At 65.1% G+C, this 19,420-nt stretch carries 15 protein-coding genes; 8 read left to right on the top strand and 7 right to left on the bottom strand.

Going from position 1 to position 19,420, the window contains the following annotated elements; genetic code table 11:
* Positions 1-98: 98 nt before the first annotated feature.
* From zigA to VE092_RS04470, 3 genes are all read left to right on the top strand, one after another.
* Positions 99-1,313: a zinc metallochaperone GTPase ZigA gene (zigA, locus tag VE092_RS04480; RefSeq protein ID WP_324874210.1), complete on the top strand. Its 1,215-nt coding sequence runs from the start codon at positions 99-101 to the stop codon at positions 1,311-1,313.
* A 13-nt stretch (positions 1,314-1,326) separates the two neighbouring features.
* Positions 1,327-2,247, top strand: a complete 921-nt coding sequence (folE2, locus tag VE092_RS04475) for a GTP cyclohydrolase FolE2 (RefSeq protein ID WP_324874208.1) — start codon at positions 1,327-1,329, stop codon at positions 2,245-2,247.
* A gap of 92 nt (positions 2,248-2,339) precedes the next feature.
* Positions 2,340-3,305 carry a succinylglutamate desuccinylase/aspartoacylase domain-containing protein gene (locus VE092_RS04470; RefSeq protein ID WP_324874479.1) on the top strand — a complete coding sequence of 322 codons (966 nt, stop codon included), beginning with the start codon at positions 2,340-2,342 and terminating at the stop codon, positions 3,303-3,305.
* 4 nt (positions 3,306-3,309) lie between these two features.
* Here the strand turns inward: VE092_RS04470 and VE092_RS04465 are convergent, their stop codons facing one another.
* From VE092_RS04465 to VE092_RS04440, 6 genes are all read right to left on the bottom strand, one after another.
* Positions 3,310-3,798 (bottom strand): GNAT family N-acetyltransferase, encoded by a 489-nt coding sequence (locus VE092_RS04465; protein ID WP_324874206.1) that lies wholly within the window; start codon positions 3,796-3,798, stop codon positions 3,310-3,312.
* A gap of 54 nt (positions 3,799-3,852) precedes the next feature.
* On the bottom strand, positions 3,853-4,266 hold the full coding sequence (locus VE092_RS04460; protein ID WP_324874204.1) for a GNAT family N-acetyltransferase: 414 nt from the start codon (positions 4,264-4,266) through the stop codon (positions 3,853-3,855).
* 86 nt (positions 4,267-4,352) lie between these two features.
* A complete protein-coding gene (locus VE092_RS04455; RefSeq protein ID WP_324874202.1) occupies positions 4,353-4,946 on the bottom strand; it encodes a histidine phosphatase family protein in 594 nt (197 codons plus the stop codon).
* 116 nt (positions 4,947-5,062) lie between these two features.
* Positions 5,063-5,845 carry an enoyl-CoA hydratase gene (locus VE092_RS04450; RefSeq protein ID WP_241811579.1) on the bottom strand — a complete coding sequence of 261 codons (783 nt, stop codon included), beginning with the start codon at positions 5,843-5,845 and terminating at the stop codon, positions 5,063-5,065.
* A gap of 18 nt (positions 5,846-5,863) precedes the next feature.
* A complete protein-coding gene (locus VE092_RS04445; protein ID WP_324874199.1) occupies positions 5,864-7,024 on the bottom strand; it encodes an acyl-CoA dehydrogenase family protein in 1,161 nt (386 codons plus the stop codon).
* Between the two features lie 127 nt (positions 7,025-7,151).
* Positions 7,152-10,694 carry an indolepyruvate ferredoxin oxidoreductase family protein gene (locus tag VE092_RS04440; RefSeq protein WP_324874197.1) on the bottom strand — a complete coding sequence of 1,181 codons (3,543 nt, stop codon included), beginning with the start codon at positions 10,692-10,694 and terminating at the stop codon, positions 7,152-7,154.
* A gap of 613 nt (positions 10,695-11,307) precedes the next feature.
* Between VE092_RS04440 and VE092_RS04435 the strand changes: the two genes are divergently transcribed.
* Complete coding sequence (locus VE092_RS04435; RefSeq protein WP_324874195.1) at positions 11,308-12,252, top strand: sensor domain-containing diguanylate cyclase; 945 nt, start codon at positions 11,308-11,310, stop codon at positions 12,250-12,252.
* 69 nt (positions 12,253-12,321) lie between these two features.
* Complete coding sequence (locus tag VE092_RS04430; RefSeq protein WP_324874193.1) at positions 12,322-13,212, top strand: PhzF family phenazine biosynthesis protein; 891 nt, start codon at positions 12,322-12,324, stop codon at positions 13,210-13,212.
* Between the two features lie 44 nt (positions 13,213-13,256).
* Here the strand turns inward: VE092_RS04430 and VE092_RS04425 are convergent, their stop codons facing one another.
* Positions 13,257-14,180, bottom strand: coding sequence for a LysR family transcriptional regulator (locus VE092_RS04425; protein WP_324874191.1), 924 nt, complete (start codon positions 14,178-14,180; stop codon positions 13,257-13,259).
* Positions 14,181-14,312: 132 nt separating this feature from the next.
* Between VE092_RS04425 and VE092_RS04420 the strand changes: the two genes are divergently transcribed.
* The 3 genes from VE092_RS04420 to VE092_RS04410 all read left to right on the top strand — a co-directional run bounded on the left by VE092_RS04420 (position 14,313) and on the right by VE092_RS04410 (position 19,418).
* The gene (locus VE092_RS04420; RefSeq protein ID WP_324874189.1) at positions 14,313-15,095 is read left to right on the top strand and encodes an SDR family NAD(P)-dependent oxidoreductase; all 783 of its coding nucleotides are present in this window, start codon (positions 14,313-14,315) and stop codon (positions 15,093-15,095) included.
* A 445-nt stretch (positions 15,096-15,540) separates the two neighbouring features.
* Positions 15,541-16,320, top strand: a complete 780-nt coding sequence (locus VE092_RS04415) for a substrate-binding periplasmic protein (RefSeq protein WP_324874187.1) — start codon at positions 15,541-15,543, stop codon at positions 16,318-16,320.
* Positions 16,317-19,418: a bifunctional diguanylate cyclase/phosphodiesterase gene (locus VE092_RS04410; RefSeq protein WP_324874185.1), complete on the top strand. Its 3,102-nt coding sequence runs from the start codon at positions 16,317-16,319 to the stop codon at positions 19,416-19,418. Before VE092_RS04415 ends, VE092_RS04410 begins: the two co-directional genes overlap by 4 nt.
* Positions 19,419-19,420: the final 2 nt, after the last annotated feature.

Here is a 19,420-nt window from a genome sequence, read left to right as displayed (position 1 = left end):
ATTTGCAACATTGTTGCATTTGTGAGATATTCGCAACTCAGTTGCATTTACATGTTCCCGTCCTGACCCGCATCTCCACCTCCTCCATCTCGTTTCCCATGACCACCACACAACGCCAGCCGCGCGACACCCGGCTTCCCGTGACGGTGCTTTCCGGCTTCCTCGGTGCCGGCAAGACCACCCTGCTCAACCACATCCTGAACAACCGCGAGGGGCGCCGCGTGGCGGTGATCGTCAACGACATGTCCGAGGTGAACATCGATGCGGCGCTGGTGCGCGACGGCGGTGCCGATCTCTCGCGCACCGAGGAAAAGCTGGTCGAGATGAGCAATGGCTGCATCTGCTGCACCCTGCGCGAAGACCTGCTGATGGAAGTGCGCAAGCTGGCCCGGGAGCGCCGCTTCGACCAGCTGGTGATCGAATCGACCGGCATTTCCGAACCACTGCCGGTGGCCGAGACCTTTACCTTCACCGATGAAGACGGCGCCTGCCTGTCCGACGTGGCGCGCCTGGATACCATGGTCACGGTGGTGGATGCCTTCAATTTCCTCAAGGATTACAGCTCCCAGGACAGCCTGCACGAACGCGGCGAATCGATGGGCGAGGAAGACAGCCGCACCGTGGTCGACCTGCTGATCGAGCAGATCGAATTCTGCGACGTGATCGTGCTCAACAAGCTGGACCTGGTCTCGGCGCCCGACCTGGAACGCCTGCACGCCATCCTGCAGCGGCTCAACCCGCGTGCCCGCATCGTCAGCGCCGAGTTCGGCAAGGTGGCGCTGGATCGGGTGCTCGACACGGGACTGTTCGATTTCGAGCAGGCCAGCCAGGCCCCCGGCTGGCTGCAGGAACTGCGTGGTGAACACGTGCCGGAGACCGAACAGTACGGCATCACCAGCTTCGCCTGGCGCGCGCGCCGACCAATGCATCCGCAGCGTTTCTTCGCCCTGGTCAATAGCGAGTGGCCGGGCGTGGTGCGCTCCAAGGGTTTCTTCTGGCTGGCCACGCGACCGGCCCACGCCGGCTCGTGGTCGCAGGCCGGGGCGGTATGCCGCCATGGACTGGCCGGCAAATGGTGGGCCGCAGTGCCCCGCGAAAAATGGCCGCAGGAACAGGAATCCATCGATTTCATCATGGAACAATGGGATGAGAACGTCGGCGACGCCCGCCAGGAACTGGTGCTGATCGGCATCGATCTCGACCAGGATGCCCTGCGCGCCAGGCTGGAAGCCTGCCTGCTGTCCGACGCCGAGATGGCCCAGGGGCCGCTGGGTTGGGCCCGCATGCCGGATCCTTTCCCGGTCTGGGAATGAGGAAGCCGATACCATGAGCCTCACCAGCACCCTGCCCGACGTCGCCCGCGAACAGCGCGCCACCATCGCCCTGCCGCTGGAATGGGTGGGCATGAGCGGCATCGCCCTGCCCCTGCATCTGCAGGACGGGGCTGCCCCCATCCCCGCCAGCGCTGAAGTGGCGGTCGATCTGCCCGACCCGCAGGCCAAGGGCATCCACATGTCGCGCCTGTATCTGCTGCTTGAGCAATTCACCGCCCGCGCGGCACTGACACCGCCGGTGATCCACGCCCTGCTGCGCCAGATGCGCGAGAGCCACGCCGATTGCCACTCACGCGGGGCCGCCTTGCGCCTGGATTTTTCCCTGCTGCAGCAACGCCCGGCGCTGGTCACCCCCGGTCTGACCGGCTGGAAGAGCTACCCCGTCAGCCTGGCCGCCGAACTGCATGACGCGCAGGTGCAATTGAGCCTGCGGGTGCGGGTGGCCTATTCCTCTACCTGCCCCTGTTCAGCCGCGCTGTCGCGCAAGGCCTTGCAGGATGCCTTCGCCAGTCACTTCGCCGCCAGCGCCGCCATCCCGCGCGAAGCCGCGCTGAACTGGCTGGCGCGGCATGCCAGCCTGGCCACGCCGCACAGCCAGCGCAGCGAGGCCGAACTGAGCATCAACGTCGCCCCGGACAGCGCCGATTTGCCGCTACTGGCCCTGATCGATACCGCCGAAGCGGCACTGGGCACGGCCGTGCAGACCGCCGTGCGACGTGCCGATGAGCAAGCCTTTGCATTGGCCAACGGCGCCAACCTGATGTATGTGGAAGATGCCGCGCGGCGCCTGCGGCAGGCACTGGAAGCGGCCTTCGGCAGCTGCGCGGTGCGCGTCAGTCACTACGAAAGCCTGCATGCGCATGATGCGGTGGCCGCCACCGCCAGCCCCGGCTGGCGCGAGCAGATCCGCTGATGATGGCCAGTGGCGGCCGCCCCCGGGCCGCCGCCTGGCAAGATGAGCGAAAGCGGGGTATCGTTGCCGCTCCTGCGTAAAAGATTTCCATGATGTCCGACCACTTCCCCTCCTTCCTGCAACGTCACCAGTACGCCGCCCTCGAACCCGGTCCTCGCCTGCTGGTGCTGGGTGCCGTGCATGGCAACGAAACCTGCGGCACGCAGGCCATCGCCCGCCTGCGCGAGCAACTCGACAGCGGCCAGCTGCGCCTGCAACGCGGCCTGCTGACGCTGGTGCCGGTCACCAATCCGCTGGCCTACCAGAAGCACCAGCGCCAGGGCGAACGCAACCTCAACCGCAACCTGCGCCCGCATCCGGCCCCGGCCAATTTCGAGGACCGGCTCTGCAATGTGCTGTGTCCCTGGATCGATGAACACGAGGTGCTGCTGGACCTGCACTCCTTCCACACCGGTGGCGTTCCCTTCGCCATGCTGGGTCCGCTGGACAACCAGGACGCGGTCGAGCCCTTCGCCCATGCGGCGGCCGAGCAGCGCATGGTGGCGCACCTGGGCTGCAAGCGGGTGGTGGAAGGATGGATGACGGCCTACGTGCGTGGCGTGGAACGCCGCCGCCAGCAAGGCCATGCGGTGTCACCGGATCTGCTGGACCGGCAATACGGCGTGGGCACCACCGAATATGCGCGCAGTCACGGCCTGTACGGCGTCACGCTGGAATGCGGCCAGCATGATGATCCCCAGGCCCCCGCGGTGGCCTATCAGGCCATCCTGCAGACCCTGAGCTTGCACGGCATGATCGATCGCCCCCTGCAGCCGCCGGCGGACGACATCCAGATCATCCGCCTGGTCGATGTGATCGACATGGCCCATCCGGATGATCGCTTTGTCCGCGAATGGGCCAGCTTCGACCGGCTGCGTGCCGGTGAAGTGATCGGCCATCGCCACGACGGCCGCCCGGTCACCGCACCGGAAGACGGCTACATCGTCTTCCCCAACCCGCGCGCCCTGCCGGGCAACGAGTGGTTCTATCTGGGCGTGGACAGCCCGCGCAGCCTGTAAGGCTTCAGGCCGCGCAATCCAGCGCGTAGAAGCGGGTATCGACCACCATCACCGGGAAGGCCGGCGGCAGGTCGGCCTGCTCGATCTGGCGGAAGCCGTTCTTTTCATAGAAGCGATGCGCCGCCAGGAACTTGGCGGTGGTGCCCAGGAAGATCTGGCGCACCCCCTGCAGCCTGGCCCAGTCCACCGCGCCCTGCAACAACCGGGCGGCGGTGCCGTGCTCCTTGCCGCGATGGCTGGCCGCCACGAACATCTTGCGCAGCGCCACCTGATCATTGCCGATGTCCAGCAGGGAGATGGTACCGACCACCTTGCCTGCCTCCAGCGCCACCCAGAAATTGCCCTTGCCCTTCTGGTAGAAGCCGGGGATGTCCTTCAGGTCGGGCTGACCTTCCAGGGTGATGGGGATGCCGAACTCCTCTTGCTGGATCGGCAGGATGACGTCCACCACGCCACTGGCGTGCTCGGGCGAGAAAGCTTGAATCTGGATCATGGGGTGCAGACGAAAGGAATGGATGAAGGAGATACGCTGAAGGTGTAAAGCGGATTACGTGAGTTCTTGACCCGGCGTGAGCTCCCAGCAGCGCGGGCTGTGAGCGAAGCCGATATGGCCGTAGTAGCCGGCGGCGTCCGGCGCGGCCAGCAGACGCAGACGGCAACGCGGCCCCACCAGGCTGCGGGCATGGCGGATCAATTCCTTGCCGATACCCTGGCGCTGGTATTGCTCGTCCACGGCCAGCTCGGACAGATAGCAGGCATAGGCGAAATCGGTCACGCCCCGCGCCACGCCGACGATCAGTTCGCCATCCCAGGCGGTGGCGATCAGGTTGGCGTGCTCGACCATGGCCTGCATGCAGTCACGGTCGTCGAGCGGGCGGCGGGGTCCCAGCGAAGTACGGGAGAGGATATCGATGAACTGATCCACCGTGAGGCGGACGTCGGTACGGAAGACGATGGGCATGCGCGGGCTCACTGACAGTCGAAGCCGCCCACGTTAACACAAAATGCCGCACGGCATGCGGCACCCTGGCCCTGCCCGGCACCGCTTCAGTCCGGGCGCTGATAGACCTGCTGCGCCACCGGCTTGCCGGTGGCATCCACCCTGACCAGCACCATCTCGCCGGAAGCCACGCTGGCACCGGTCCAGCGGGCGATGTTCACGTCATGCGTGACCAGGATCAGCGCCCGCCCCTGCTTGGCCGGCAGAGCGCTGCGCAGGTAGGCCTGCAGACGGTCATTGGCACTGTCGGCGCGGCCAGCCTGATCATTGAAGAACGAGGCCAGGCTATCTTCTACCAGCGGTGTCCCGAAGCCCAGCAGGCTGGCCGTCTCCCGGGTACGGCACCAAGGGCTAGCTGCCACCACCGCGCTGCGCACGCCCTGTTCGCGCAGCCAAGCTCCGACCCTGCGTGCCTGCGCCCGTCCTTCTTCGTTGAGGTTGCGTTGCGTACTGCAGTCCTCCAGCGAGAATCCCGCCGGGTCGCCGATGCCGGGGGCACGGGCGTGTCGCATGATGAGCACCTGGTCGGCAGCGGCCAGGCGCTGGCCGAGGTCGTCAGCCCTTGCGGGCGTAGCAAAGGCAGCCAGGAAAAGAAAGCAGGCGAAGGAAGCGAGGAGGCCTCGGTACAGCAATCCGGTCATGGTCGAAGGTCTGGCGCACAAGTCTCTGGGCCTTCAGTCTAGTCCGGAATGGCGACGCCGCGCCCGCGCGGGGAGCGCGTTTGCGGCGTCAAAAGCAGGTCATGGTGCAGAAAACCTCAGGCGTTCTTCCATTGCGGGCTGCGCTTTTCGAGGAAGGCCTGGACGCCCTCGCGCTGGTCCTGGGTATCGAACAGATCGACGAAGAGTTCGCGCTCGGTCTGCAGGATGCTGCCCAGCGGATTGTGGCGCGCCCCCTGGATCAGTTGCTTGCTGGCCGCGACCGAGGACGGGCTCTGCTTTTCTGCCTGCAGGGCCAGCGCCAGTGCGCGCTCGCGGGCCTGGCCCTTGGGCACCACTTCTTCCACCAGGCCAATACGCAGTGCAGTCTCCGCATTGACGCGCTCGCCGCACAGGATCATGCGCTTGGCCCAGCCCTCACCGACCAGCCAGGGCAGGTTCTGCGTGCCGCCGGCGCAGGGCAAGAGGCCCACTGCGGCTTCCGGCAAGGCCATCTGCGCCTGTTCCTCGGCAATGCGGATATCGCAGGCCAGAGCGCATTCCAGGCCGCCACCCATGGCGTAGCCGTTGATGGCGGCAATCGAGACGCCACGGAAGGCGGACAAGGTCTCGAAGGCTTCGCCGAAGCGACGCGCCATCTCGCGCGCCATGGCCTTGTCACCATCGGCGAAGAGCTTCAGGTCGGCGCCGGCGGAAAAGAATTTCTCGCCCTCGCCGGTGACCACCAGGGTGTAGACGTTGCGGTCGGCATTGAGGTCCCGGACCAGTTGTGTAAGGTCGGCCAGGGCCTCGCGGGTCCAGGTGTTGGCGGGCGGATTGGACAGCGTCAGTACCGCGGTGTGGCCGGTGATGTCCAGTTTCAGGTTGGTGTAGGTGCGCATGCTCGTCCTTGTGTCGGGTCAGCGGATATCGTCCAGGTTGTCGCGTTCCAGCAGCTTGCGCGAAATGATGACCCGCATGATTTCATTGGTGCCTTCCAGGATCTGGTGTACCCGCACGTCGCGGAAGTAGCGCTCCAGCGGGTATTCGCGGATATAGCCATAGCCGCCATGCAATTGCAGCGCCTCGTTGCAGATGCGGAAACCGAGGTCGGTCGCCAGTCGCTTGGCCATGGCGCAATAGGTGGTGGCCTCGGGCGAACCGGCGTCCAGCTTGGTGGCCGCCAGGCGCACCATCTGGCGCGCCGCCACCAGCTCGGTCTGCATGTCGGCCAGCTTGAATTGCAGGGCCTGGAAATCGGCGATGGGGCGGCCGAACTGCTTGCGTTCCTTCATGTAGGCATGGGCCGCATCCAGTGCCCCCTGGGCCGCGCCCACCGAGCAGGTGGCGATGTTGATGCGGCCACCGTCCAGCCCCTTCATGGCGAACACGAAGCCCTCGCCCTCCTCGCCCAGCAGGTGGTCCACCGGGACCTTGACGTTGTCGAAGCTGATGGTGCGGGTGGGCTGGCTGTTCCAGCCCATCTTGCTTTCCTTCTTGCCGTAGCTGATGCCGGGGGTATCGCCCGGCACCACGATGGCCGACACCCCGCGTGCGCCGGGGCCGCCGGTGCGGGCCATCACCACCAGCAGGTCGGTACTGCCAGCCCCCGAGATGAAGGCCTTGGAACCATTGATGAGGTAGAAGTCGTCGACCCGGCGCGCGGTGGTCTTGAGCGAGGCCGCATCCGACCCGGAACCGGGCTCGGTCAGGCAATAGGAGCCGATCTTCTGACCGGCCGCCAGTTGCTCGCACCATTGCTCCTTCAGCGAAGGCTGGCCCCAGGTGGCCACCATCCAGCTGACCATGTTGTGGATGGTGAGATAGGCGGCGGTGGAGGTACAGGCCCGCGCCAGTTCCTCGAAGACCACGGTGGCATCCAGCCGGGTCAGGCCCAGGCCGCCATCGGCCTCGGGCGTATAGAGTCCGCAGAAACCCAGTTCGCCAGCCTTGGCGATCACGTCCAGCGGGAAATGGGCTTCCTCGTCCCACTTGGCCGCAAAGGGCGCCATCTCGCCGGCCGCAAAGTCGCGTGCGCTTTGCTGGAAGGCCAACTGGTCCTCATTGAGTTCGAAATCCATGCCTGTCTCCTGTTCGTTGTTTTTCCTGGCCGTGCGGGCGCAGGGCATGCCGCCAGTGGCAGTTAGCTTAATGGAAATCGCGCCGGGTAGTTGTCACCAGCGCGACAGTGCCGCTCCGCCCCGAAACTCAGGCCGCCGCCTCGAGCGCGGCCTTGCCACCGTTGGCAAAGGCGGCCAGCAAGCTGGCCTGGCGCACCCGCATGGCTTCCACTGCCTTGAGCTTGACATGACCGAAGCCACGCACCTGCTCCGGCAGCTGTGCCAGCTCGATGGCCAGTGCCAGATTATCGGCCGTCAGTTGCGGCAACAGGCCCAGCACCAGCGCACGATACTCGGCGATCAGGGCGCGTTCCATGCGACGTTCCTCGGTGCGACCGAACACATCCAGCATGCCGCCGCGCAGGCCCTTCATGCGTGCCAGCAACTTGAAGGCCTGCATCGTCCAGCCGCCGTAGCGGGCCTTCTGCAGATGCCCCTGCCCGTCCTTGCGGGCCAGGATGGGCGGCGCCAGGTTGAAACTGAGCGTAAAGTCGCCCTCGAACTGCTGCGCCAGTTCCTTCTGGAACTGGCCGTCGGTATAGAGCCGCGCCACCTCGTACTCATCCTTGTAGGCCATCAGACGGGACAGATTGCGGGCCACCGCCATGCTCAGTTTTTCGCTGCCCAGCGGCGCCTCGGCCGCACGCACGGCTTCCACCACCTCGGCATACTGGCCGGCGTAGCGGGCGTCCTGGTAGTCGGTGAGCAGGGCCACGCGACGCTTGATCAACTGGTCCAGCGACTGCGGCATCTGCAGCACCACCGGCTGGGCCGGCACGGCAATGCGCTCCACCTTCAGCAGGTCGACCGCGGCCCGGCGGCCCCAGCGGAAGGCAGTCTGGTTGGCCTGCACGGCCACGCCATTGAGTTCGATGGCGCGCAGCAGCGAGGCTTCGCTCAGCGGCAGTTCGCCGCGTTGCCAGGCATAGCCCAGCATGAACAGGTTGGTGGCGATGGAGTCGCCCATGAGCGCCGTGGCCAGGCGCGTGGCATCGATGAAATCGGCCTGCTGCCCGACCGACTCGACGATCAGGGCCTTGACCTCCTCGAAGGGGAAGTGCCAGTCCGGGTTGCGGGCAAACTGCCCCGGCGGTTGCTGGTGCAGGTTGACCACCGCACGCGTGCGGCCCGGACGCATCTTGGAGATGGCGTCGAAGGCGCCGGCCGTCAGCATGTCGCAACCCAGCACCAGATCGGCTTCGCCGGTGGCGATACGCTGGGCGCGGATGGCATCGCGCCGCGCGGCAATGCGCACGTGCGAGGTGACCGAGCCGTTCTTTTGCGACATGCCCGTCATGTCCAGCACCGAGGCGCCCTTGCCTTCCAGGTGCGCGGCCATGCCCATCAGGGCGCCGATGGTGATCACGCCGGTACCGCCAATGCCATTGATGAGGATGTTGAACGGCGTCTCGCAGGAGGGCAGGACCGGCTGCGGCAACTCGCCGAAGTCATCCGTCGCGTCCTTCTTCGTCACGCCGGTGCGCGACTTCTTGAGCTTGCCACCGGTGACCGTGACGAAGCTGGGGCAGAAGCCCTTCACGCAGGAGTAATCCTTGTTGCAGGACGACTGGTCGATGGTACGCTTGCGACCCAGGTCGGTTTCCAGCGGCAGCACGGAGGTGCAATTGGATTGCACGCCACAATCACCGCAGCCTTCGCAGACGGCGGAATTGATGAAGAGCCGCTCATTGGGATCGGGGTATTCGCCCTTCTTGCGGCGCCGACGTTTCTCTGCCGCGCAGGTCTGGTCATAGATGATCACGCTCACGCCGGCGATCTCGCGCAGTTCGCGCTGCACGGCATCCATCTCCTTGCGGTCGTGTACGGTCACGGCGGCCGGCAGACTGGAACGGTCGGCATAGCGGCCGATGTCCTCGGACACCAGCGCGATGCGCTGCACGCCCTCGGCCGCCATCTGCTGCGCGATCATCGGCACCGATACCGTACCGTCAACCGGCTGGCCACCGGTCATGGCCACGGCATCGTTGTAGAGGATCTTGTAGGTCATGTTGACCCGGGCCGCCACCGCAGCGCGGATGGCCAGGTAACCGGAATGGAAGTAGGTGCCATCGCCCAGGTTGGCGAACACGTGCGGCACCTTCGAGAACGGTGCCTGCCCGATCCACGGCGCGCCCTCGCCGCCCATGTGCGTGGTCAGCTTGTTGAATTCGGGATAGATCGCCGTGGCCATCACGTGGCAACCGATGCCGGCCAGCGCGAAGCTGCCTTCCGGTACCCGGGTGGAAGTATTGTGCGGACAGCCCGAGCAGTAGTAGGCCGGGCGCGGTGGCGTGTTGACCGCCTTGGACAGCACCGCATCCTTGGCATCGAGGAAGGCCAGGCGCGCCTTGATCAGGTCGCTGGTATGGAAGCGCGCAATGCGCGCCGCGATCACGCGGGCGATCTGCGCCACCGAGAAATCAGCCTTTGAGGTCAGCAGCCATTCACCGCGAGGCGCGACCCACTCGCCCTTCTCGTCGAACTTGCCGATTACCCGTGGACGCACATCGTCGCGCCAGTTGTAGAGCTGTTCCTTCAACTGGTACTCGACCATCTGGCGCTTTTCTTCCACCACCAGGATTTCATCCAGCCCTTGCGCGAACTCGCGCACCCCATCCGGCTCCAGCGGCCAGGGCATGGAGACCTTGAACAGACGCAGGCCGATCTCGGCGGCGAAGGCTTCGTCGATACCCAGTTCAGAGAGCGCTTCCAGCACGTCCAGATAGGACTTGCCGGAGGCAATGATGCCCAGCCGCGCACGGGGGCTGTCGATCATCACGCGATTGAGACGGTTGGCGCGGGCGTAGGCCAGGGCGGCGTAGATCTTGTAGTCCTGCATCAGCGCTTCCTGCTTGCGCGCCTGCACGCCCAGCGTGTCGGTCGACAGACGGGCATTGAGGCCGCCCTCGGGCATGACGAAGTCACCCGGCAGCCTGATCTGCACGCGGAAGGGATCGGCATCCACGGAGGCGCTCGATTCGACCGTATCGGCCAGGGCCTTGAAGCCCACCACGCAACCGGAATAGCGCGACATGGCCCAGCCATGCAGGCCCAGGTCCAGGTATTCCTGCACATTGCAGGGATAGAGCATCGGGATCATCGATGCCGAAAAGATGTGGTCGGACTGGTGCGGCAGCGTCGAGGAATAGGCGCCGTGGTCATCGCCGGCTACCAGCAGTACGCCACCATGGGCGGAGGTACCGGCGTGGTTCATGTGCTTCAGCACATCCCCGCAGCGGTCCACGCCGGGACCCTTGCCGTACCACATGGCGTAGACGCCGTCATAGTCGGTCGGGCCGATCAGCTTGACCTGTTGCGTGCCCCAGACGGCGGTGGCGGCCATGTCCTCGTTCACGCCCGGCTGGAACTTGACGCGGTGTGCGGCCAGGTGCGGCTGGGCATGCCACAGGGCTTCGTCCAGCCCGCCCAGGGGCGAGCCACGATAACCGGAAATGAAACCGGCGGTATTGAGCCCGGCGGCGCGGTCGCGGATCTGCTGCAGCAGCGGCAGGCGCACCAGGGCCTGGATGCCGGACAGGTAGATCGCACCGGAGGTGGCGGTGTATTTGTCGTCCAGGCTGACCGGGGCCAGCGGGACATCATCGGTGGGGGTGGCAACAACGGTGTGCACGCCGTCTGTCGCGGGGTTACCGGTTTTCCCTTGCGGGACCGGCGAGTGAGCGCTCACTTGGGTCGCAGCCTGTGCGCAGTCGCCAGTGCCTTCTACGGTCGGCACGGTCGCTGCGGCAGGCTCAGCTGCCGAACGGATCTGCATTGCTTGTCTCCAAAATTTTGATTCAGATAGCGTCTGCCATTACTGCGCCGGGTACGGTGCATCACTGCCAGACACTTCGACCGTGGTAGCGGTCAACACAACAATCTCCGTCTCGAAAACTGCTGTGACTGAAGTCTATCCGCAGGCCCGCAGGAAGCGGAAATACCGAATGAGGATAGGGGTATAAGGAAAAACGATAGCCCCGGGGGATGAGGGCGGATGAGGGCGCATGCTGCCTGCCTTCAGGCTTGCATTCATGCCTGAGCAGACCAGCCAGACCCAGACCGGGGTGCAGGCATTTTTTGCTGCCGAATGGAAAGATGCGGCAAGACGCGTTATGCTTGCGCGCGAAAACGCCGACGGGCGCGCACTGGAACGTTTCCTGCTTGCTGCATGGCAAGTGCGCAGTGATCAGCGCCTTCGAACAATTTCCCGACCTCAAGATTGCATTGGACAGCCACGACCCGCCATGACCGACACCACACAAGAACAAATGGAACCGGATAGCACGGTCTACAAGACCTTGCTGGAATCGACCAAGGCGATTCCCTGGAAGATCGACTGGAGCAGCATGCAGTTCGCCTACATCGGCCCGCAGATCGAGCAGTTGCTGGGCTGGAGCCCGGAGAGCTGGAAGACCGCCGACGACTGGGCCATGCGCATCCACGCCGAAGACCGCGAGGCGGTGGTCAACTTCTGCATCTCGCAATCCAAGGCCGGCGCCGACCACGAAGCCGACTACCGGGCGCTGACCCGCGATGGCGAGCATGTGTGGATCCGCGATGTGGTGCACGTGGTGCGCAATGACGATGGCAGCCCCAATGCGCTGATCGGCTTCATGTTCGACATCACCGAGCGCAAGAAGACCGAGGCGCGCCTGATCGAGCTGCAGAAGGAACTGGAGGCCCTGTCCTATCGCGACGGCCTGACCGACGTCGCCAATCGCCGCATGTTCGATTCGGCACTGGAGGTGGAATGGGCCAATGCGGTGAGCACGCGCGCGCCGCTGTCGCTGATCATGCTCGACATCGATTACTTCAAGCAGTACAACGACCAGTATGGCCACATCCGCGGCGACGAATGCCTCAAGCAGGTGGCGCGCATCCTCAGCCAAACGGCCACCCGCAGCCGCGATTTCTTCGCCCGCTATGGTGGCGAGGAATTCGTGCTGATCCTGCCCGAATGCGACGAAAAGGCCGCCCTGCAGGTGGCGCAGCGCTGCCGCAACCTGATCCTCGATGCCGCCATCCCGCATGCCAGCTCGCAGGTGGCCGAGATGGTCACCATCAGCCAGGGCGTGGCCACCATCGTGCCTTCGCCCATGGACCAGCGCATCGAGTTCCTGGAACTGGCCGACCGGCGCCTGTACCGCGCCAAACAGTTGGGCCGTAACTGTATCGCCGTCGACGAGTGAACTGTACCTGTCTCGTGGCAGGGGCCGTCGCTACAATCGGCAGCCTGACCACCCTGCCGCGAGACCTCCATGCCCGCCACCTACGCCTACCGACTGCTTAACGTCTTCGCCGAATCGACCTTCGGCGGCAATCCCCTGTGCGTGTTCGAAGATGCACGTGGCCTGGATGACGCCACCATGCTGGCGCTGGCACTGCAGTTCAACCTTTCCGAAACCACTTTCATCCTGCCCTCGACGGTGGCCGATGCCCGCGTGCGCATCTTCACCACCGGCTATGAAATGCCCTTCGCCGGCCATCCCACACTGGGAACGGCCCAGGTGGTGCGCGCGCTGCTCGGCAAGGGCGACGCCCTGACACTGGAATTCAAGGCCGGCGTGGTGCCGGTGCGCGCGCAAGGCGATGTCTGGACCTTTACCGCGCCCTGCCCCGGCGGGCCGAAGACGGCGCCCTCCCCCCTGTCGCGGGCCGAGGTGGCCGCCCTGGTGGCGCTGGACGAAAGCGACCTGGCCGGCGATCCGGTCTGGGTCGATACCGGGGCCGACCAGTTCCTGATCCCGCTGGTTTCGCCCGAGGCCGTGCGCCGCGCCCAGCCCGACAGCGCGCAGCTGCAGCGCTGGCCGGTCAGCAGCCTGGGACGCAAGACCGCCTATGTCTTTGCCTTCGACGCGACACAGCCTGGCCAGGTGCTGGCGCGCTACTTCTTTACCAAGCAAGGGGGTGGCGTGGCCGAAGATCCGGGAACCGGTTCGGCCTGCGCCAACCTGGGCGGCTGGCTGCGCGCCACCGGCCATGTGCTGCCGGCGCACTTCGCCATCGATCAGGGCGCGGCAGTGGATCGTCCTTCGCGGCTGTACCTGGACGTTGCCGCCGATGGCGCGATCCAGGTCGGTGGCCGGGTCATCGAGATCGGACGTGGCACGGTCACCATCGATCCGGTCGGCCAGACCATGCTGGCCTGATAGCGCAGGCAAGCCCGCAGCGCGCAGCAGCTCGGCTCAGCGGCTCAGCGGATCAGGCCACCCTCCTGCGTGAGCGGGAAGATCAGCGCATGCAGCCAGTCCATGAACTCCGCCAGCCGCGCCGGCACGTGGCGGCGGCTGGCATACATCAGGTTCACCGGCATCGGCGCCGGCCGGTATTGCGGCAAGACCTCGACCAGCTTGCCGCCATCGAGCATCTTGCGCTTGGCCGCACCCACCAGCGGCAACTGGATCAGGCCCAGCCCGGCCTGACAGGCCGCGTAGTAGGTCTCGGTGCTGTTGACGGTGACGCTGCCGGCCATGGGCAGGGTATGCGTCTGACGGCCGTCGAACCATTCCCAGCCGGGTGAACGCCCGCCCAGCACCTGGCGGTAATGCACCAGCTGGTGCTGCGCCAGGTCTTCCAGCGTGCGCGGTACGCCGTGGCGCTTGAGATAGGCGGCGCTGGCGCAATTGATCTGCACCAGATGACCGATGCAGCGCGCCACCAGCGAGGAATCGTCCAGGGTACCGGTGCGCAGCACGCAATCGAAACCCTCGGCCACCAGGTCGACCCGGCGGTCGCTGGCCGAGAGCTCGATCTCCAGTTGCGGATGCTGTGCCAGGAAGGACGGTAGCGCCGGCAACACCACCTCGCGTGCCATGGCGCTGGACATGTCCACCCGCAGCTTGCCGGTCAGCGGCTGGCCGCCGGCACGGAACATCCCCCGCAGCGATTCGAATTCATCCAGCAATTCCTTGCTGCGCCGGTAGAAGGATTCGCCGTCGGGCGTGAGCTGCACGCGCCGCGTGGTGCGCTGGAGCAGCCGCGTGCCCAGCATCTGCTCCAGTTGCTGGATGGCCAGCGACACGCTGGCATTGGGCAGGCCCAGCTGGCGCGCCGCACCGCTGAAGCTGGCCAGCTCGGCCACGCGCTGGAAGATCTTGAGGGTGTCCATCTGGTTCATGTCGCGCCCGGATTATTATCAGATATTGAAAAGTCTAATAGTAATTCAGAAATTTATTAGTAAAAAACTTCTCAATATACTGGGCTCCGTGGTACAGCAAATCACCCGACTTTTCCCACCAAGGAGCCCGACATGAGCAACATCACCACTTCCGATACCTCCACCCGCATCGCCATCATCACCGGCGGCAGCCGTGGCCTGGGCAAGAATGCCGCCCTGCACCTGGCCCGCGATGGCGTGGGCATCATCCTCACCTACGTCGGCAACCGTGACGCCGCCCAGGCCACGGTGGCCGAGATCGAAGCGCTCGGCGGCAAGGCCGTGGCACTGCAGCTGGACCTGGCCGACAGCACCAGCTTCCCGGCCTTTGCCGCATCGGTGAAGAGCGCACTCCAGCAGCACTGGCAGGTCCCGCACTTCAGCTACCTGGTCAACAACGGCGGCATGGGCATGCATGCCAGCATCGAAGAGACCACCGAGGCGGTCTTCGACGAACTCTTCAAGGTGCATCTCAAGGGCGTGTTCTTCCTGACCCAGGCACTGCTGCCGCTGCTGGCCCAGGGTGGCCGCATCATCAACATCTCCAGTGGCCTGGCACGCTTCTCCCTGCCTGGCTATGCCGCCTATGCCGCCATGAAGGGCGGCGTGGAAGTGATGACGCGCTACATGGCCAAGGAATTCGGTGCGCGTGGCATCGCCGTCAACACCGTTGCGCCGGGTGCCATCGAAACCGACTTCGGCGGTGGCCGGGTACGTGACAACGCCGAGCTCAACGCCTTCGTGGCCGGCCAGACCGCGCTGGGACGCGTCGGCCTGCCGGACGACATCGGCGCGGCCATCGCCTCGCTGCTGCGCCCGGACAATGGCTGGATCAATGCCCAACGGGTGGAAGTCTCGGGCGGCATGTTCATCTGAGTTCCGCTCTCCCGCCCTGCCTCTCTTCGCGGCAGGGCTGCGGCGGACGGCCTGCAGGCGCCCCCTGCGGGCGGCCCTTTTTGCTCCGGTTTGCACCCCCTCCCAAGAGCCAATTGCAAAGCCTGTCGCATTGTGTTGCGCATTGGAATGTGCTCGGGTAACATCCCCCGACATCTGGTGAGCCACCCGTACTGCAGCGCCACGGCGTTTTGTCTGCAGGCGCCGGTGATCACGCCACGGCCCGTCTTGGCGTGGACACATAAAAACAGATGGGTAGCGTCGCCACAGCGCGACGGTTCAGGGAAGGACCAGTAGCAGGTACAGGCGGCGATCCGCCACGACCCGGCTGCTGCGTCCGCATGGCGGAGTACGAACAGGGGGCGGTATTTTCAGTCACATCTTTGGCAAACGCGCAGTAGCGGCCTGGGCAGGCGCAGCGGCGTGCATGACGGTCCTCCTCGCCCCCGGTACCGCCAGCCTCGCCGCCAGCCCAGCCGGACCGGATTGTTCGCGCACCTATACCTTGGCCCTGCATGATCACGGCCTGCTCTACTCGGCCGCCACCGATACTGGCATCGACAAGGATTTCGCCGACGAACTGATCCGCCGCAGCGGTTGCAAGGTCAATGTCAGCCTGATGTCGCGCGCGCGCATCTGGCAACTGATCGAATCGGGCGCCCTCGATTTCAGCCTGTCCGGCATCACCAATGGCGAGCGTGACCAGTATGCCGCCTTCGCCTGGTACTTCAGCAATAAGTATTACCTGCTGGTGCGCAAGGATGCCGGCATCACGCAGCTGGCCGATGTGGCGCGCAGCGAGCGTTTCCAGCTGGGGGTGATCCGTGGTTTTCGCTACAGCGCCAATGCCAACCGCATGGTCGACCAGTTGACCGCGGCCAACCGTGTCTCGCTGGCAGGAGGCCTGGAACCGCTGTATGAGGCCCTGCTGCAGAACCGTATCCAGGGCATGATCATGGAGCCCTTCGACTACCCGGTGGTGGAAGAGAAACGCATCCGCGACGCCACCAGCATCATCGGTTTCGACGATCCCTCGGTACTGCATGGACTGATCATGTCGAAGAAGGCGCTTTCCCCTTCCGAACAGGAAAAATGGCGCGCCCTGGTCGATGGCATGCTGGCCGACGGCACCGTGCTGCGCATCTTCAAGAAATACTTCAACCCGGAACTGGCAGCGGCCATGGTCCAATTCCAGAGCAAGCCGTGAACTGGCTGCGCCTGATCCCGCTCCCCCTGCTGATCCTGGTGACGGGACTGGGCGTCACCTGGACCGCCTGGGACCACGAACGCGAAGCCGCCAGCAAGGAACTGCATACCCAGTTTTCCTCGGTGCTGCGCGAGACGGTCAGCCGCATCGAGCAGCGTATGGCCTCCTACGAACAGATGCTGCACGGGGTGCAGGGACTGATGGCGGCCACCGGCAGCATCGACCGCAACCAGTTCCACGACTACGTGGAGGCGCTGAACCTGGATGCCAACTTCTCCGGCATCCAGGTGATCTCCATCGAAGAATGGATTCCGGCCGCCGGCGTGGACGCCCATCTGGCGCGCATGGCCCGCCAGGGGCTGACCGACTACAAGATCCGGCCGCCCGGTGCACGCGACGCCTACGCCCCGACCGTGCTGCGCGAGCCCTACGTGGGCCGCAACCGCCAGCCCTTCGGCAATGACCAGTGGTCCGATCCGGTGCGTCGCGCCGCCATGGAAAAGGCGCGCGACTCTGGCCTGGCAACCATCTCCGGCAAGATCGATCTGGCCCAGGATGGTCCGGCGGCCCCGGCCTTCATGATGTACCTGCCGCTGTACGAGCGTGGCAAGCCGCAGGCCACCATCGAGCAACGGCGTGCCAGCCTGATCGGCTGGGTGCATGCGGTGTTCCGCATGAGCGATGTGATCGCCAGCCTGTATGGCGAAAGTACCCGCACCATCGCTTTCTCGCTGCATGACGGCGTGAACCAGCAGTCCGAGACCCTGCTCTATCGCTCGCCGGCGGCCCGCGAACCGCAGCCGGCGCGTCTGCATGCCGACGAATACCTGGTGGTGGGCAACCATAACTGGACCCTCAGCATGCGCACCACCGAGGCCTTCACCGCCCAGTTCGGCCGCAATGCCGAACACCTCATCGCGGCCACCGGTGTCGGCCTGAGCATCACGCTGTCGCTGCTGGCCTGGCTGATGATGTCGAGCCGGGTGCGAGCGGTACGGCTGGCGCAGAAGATGACCGCCGAGCTGCGCGCCAGCGAAGAACAGTTCCGCGCCATCGCCGACTGCACCGTCAACTGGGAAGTCTGGTGGGGCCTGGACGGCCGTCCGCGCTGGATCAACCATGCGGTACGCGACTACACCGGCTACACCGTCGAGGAATGTCTGACCATGCCGGACTTCATCGGCAGCATCGTGCACCCCGACGACGAACGTCGCATCCGTGCCGAACTGGCGCGCTGCATGGATGGCCAGAAGCGCGAAGACGTCGAATTCCGCTGTGTGCGCAAGGATGGCACGGTGTTCTGGCTGGCCCTGTCGTCGGCTCCGATCACCGATGCCCAGGGCAATTTCACGGGCTTTCGCACCAGCAGCCGCGACATCACCGATCGCAAGCAGATCGAAGCCGAGCTGCGCATCTCGGCAGTGGCCTTCGACTCGCGCGAAGGCATGCTCATCACCGATGCCAACAGCAAGATCCTGCGCGTAAACAAGGCCTTCACCGAAATCACCGGCTACACCGCCGAGGAAATCGTCGGCAAGCATCCCAACCTGCTGCGTTCGGACCGCCACGGCCCGGCCTTCTTCCAGGAAATGCGCGAGAGCATCCGGCGCTTCGGCAAATGGCAGGGCGAAATCTGGGACCGCCGCAAGAATGGCGAGGTCTATCCGGAATGGCTGACCATCTCGGCGGTCAAGAACCGGGACAACCAGATCACCCATTACGTCAGCACCCACCACGACATCAGCGACCGCAAGCTGGCCGAGGAGCGCATCCGCGAATTGGCCTTCTTCGACGGCTTGACCCGCCTGCCCAACCGCACCCTGTTGCTGGACCGCCTCAAGCAGGCCATCGCCCTGTCGCTGCGCACCCGCACCTGCGGCGCGCTGCTGTTCATCGACCTGGACCACTTCAAGACCTTGAACGACACCGTCGGCCATGAAAAGGGCGACACCCTGCTCAAGCAGGTGGCCCAGCGCCTGGTGGCCAACGTGCGCGAAAACGATACCGTGGCCCGCGTCGGGGGCGACGAATTCGTGGTGGTGCTGGAAGGCCTCAACGAACAACAACAGGAAGCCGCCACCCAGACCCGCGCCATCGGCGAGAAGATCCTGGCGGCGCTGGGCTCGACTTTCCAGCTCGACGATGTCGAATACCGCGCCACCGCCAGCATCGGCGCCACCGTCTTCCTGGGCCGCGCGGCCTCGGTGGACGAACTGATGAAGCAGGCCGACCTGGCCATGTACAAGGCCAAGGAAACCGGCCGCAATGCCTTGCGCTTCTTCGACCCGGCGATGCAGACCGCCGTACTGGAACGCGCCACCCTGGAAGCCGGCCTGCGCAAGGCCATCGACGGCGACCAGCTGCTGCTGCACTACCAGCCGCAGGTGGTCGAGGGCGGGCGCGTAACCGGCGCGGAAGTGCTGGTGCGCTGGCAGCATCCACAGCGCGGCATGGTGCCGCCGGGCGACTTCATCCCGCTGGCCGAGGAGACCGGACTGATCCTCTCCCTGGGCAATTGGGTGCTGGAGACCGCCTGCAAGCAGCTGGCCACCTGGGCCAAGCGTCCGGCCATGGCCGAACTCTCCATCGCCGTCAACGTCAGTGCGCCGCAATTGCGCGAACCCGATTTCGTGCAGACCGTGCTCGACACCATCGAACGCACCGGCGCCAACCCGCGTCGCCTGAAACTGGAGCTCACCGAAAGCCTGCTGGTGGACAACGTCGAGGACATCATCCAGAAGATGTTCGCCCTCAAGGCTTATGGCGTGGAGTTTTCGCTGGACGATTTCGGTACCGGCTACTCCTCGCTGTCCTACCTCAAGCGGCTGCCGCTGAATCAGCTTAAAATCGACCAGTCTTTCGTACGCGATGTCCTGATCGACCCCAACGACGCCTCGATTGCCAAGACCATCGTCAACCTGGCCCAGAGCCTGGGCCTGGGTGTCATCGCCGAAGGCGTGGAAACCGACGCCCAGCGCTCCTTCCTGGCCGATGCCGGCTGCCATGCCTATCAGGGGTATTTCTTCTGCCGGCCGGTGACAGTCGAGGCCTTCGAGAAATTCGCCCAGGACCGCGAATTACATATTTCCGCTGCCTAGGA

Source organism: Herbaspirillum sp. (assembly GCF_035644555.1).
In the GTDB taxonomy this organism is placed as follows: domain Bacteria; phylum Pseudomonadota; class Gammaproteobacteria; order Burkholderiales; family Burkholderiaceae_D; genus Herbaspirillum.
Note: the sequence above shows the minus strand (reverse complement) of the source record. Positions and strands in the feature narration are given on the sequence as shown.

Excerpts from the sequence above, each read along its gene's own strand:
- VE092_RS04430 (WP_324874193.1), top strand. The coding sequence starts at position 12,322 with ATGCCCGCCACCTACGCCTACCGACTGCTTAACGTCTTCGCCGAATCG.
- VE092_RS04470 (WP_324874479.1), top strand. The coding sequence starts at position 2,340 with ATGTCCGACCACTTCCCCTCCTTCCTGCAACGTCACCAGTACGCCGCC.
- VE092_RS04425 (WP_324874191.1), bottom strand. The coding sequence starts at position 14,180 with ATGAACCAGATGGACACCCTCAAGATCTTCCAGCGCGTGGCCGAGCTG.
- VE092_RS04450 (WP_241811579.1), bottom strand. The coding sequence starts at position 5,845 with ATGCGCACCTACACCAACCTGAAACTGGACATCACCGGCCACACCGCG.
- VE092_RS04460 (WP_324874204.1), bottom strand. The coding sequence starts at position 4,266 with ATGCCCATCGTCTTCCGTACCGACGTCCGCCTCACGGTGGATCAGTTC.
- VE092_RS04445 (WP_324874199.1), bottom strand. The coding sequence starts at position 7,024 with ATGGATTTCGAACTCAATGAGGACCAGTTGGCCTTCCAGCAAAGCGCA.
- zigA (WP_324874210.1), top strand. The coding sequence starts at position 99 with ATGACCACCACACAACGCCAGCCGCGCGACACCCGGCTTCCCGTGACG.
- VE092_RS04435 (WP_324874195.1), top strand. The coding sequence starts at position 11,308 with ATGACCGACACCACACAAGAACAAATGGAACCGGATAGCACGGTCTAC.
- VE092_RS04420 (WP_324874189.1), top strand. The coding sequence starts at position 14,313 with ATGAGCAACATCACCACTTCCGATACCTCCACCCGCATCGCCATCATC.
- VE092_RS04455 (WP_324874202.1), bottom strand. The coding sequence starts at position 4,946 with ATGACCGGATTGCTGTACCGAGGCCTCCTCGCTTCCTTCGCCTGCTTT.
- folE2 (WP_324874208.1), top strand. The coding sequence starts at position 1,327 with ATGAGCCTCACCAGCACCCTGCCCGACGTCGCCCGCGAACAGCGCGCC.
- VE092_RS04465 (WP_324874206.1), bottom strand. The coding sequence starts at position 3,798 with ATGATCCAGATTCAAGCTTTCTCGCCCGAGCACGCCAGTGGCGTGGTG.
- VE092_RS04415 (WP_324874187.1), top strand. The coding sequence starts at position 15,541 with ATGACGGTCCTCCTCGCCCCCGGTACCGCCAGCCTCGCCGCCAGCCCA.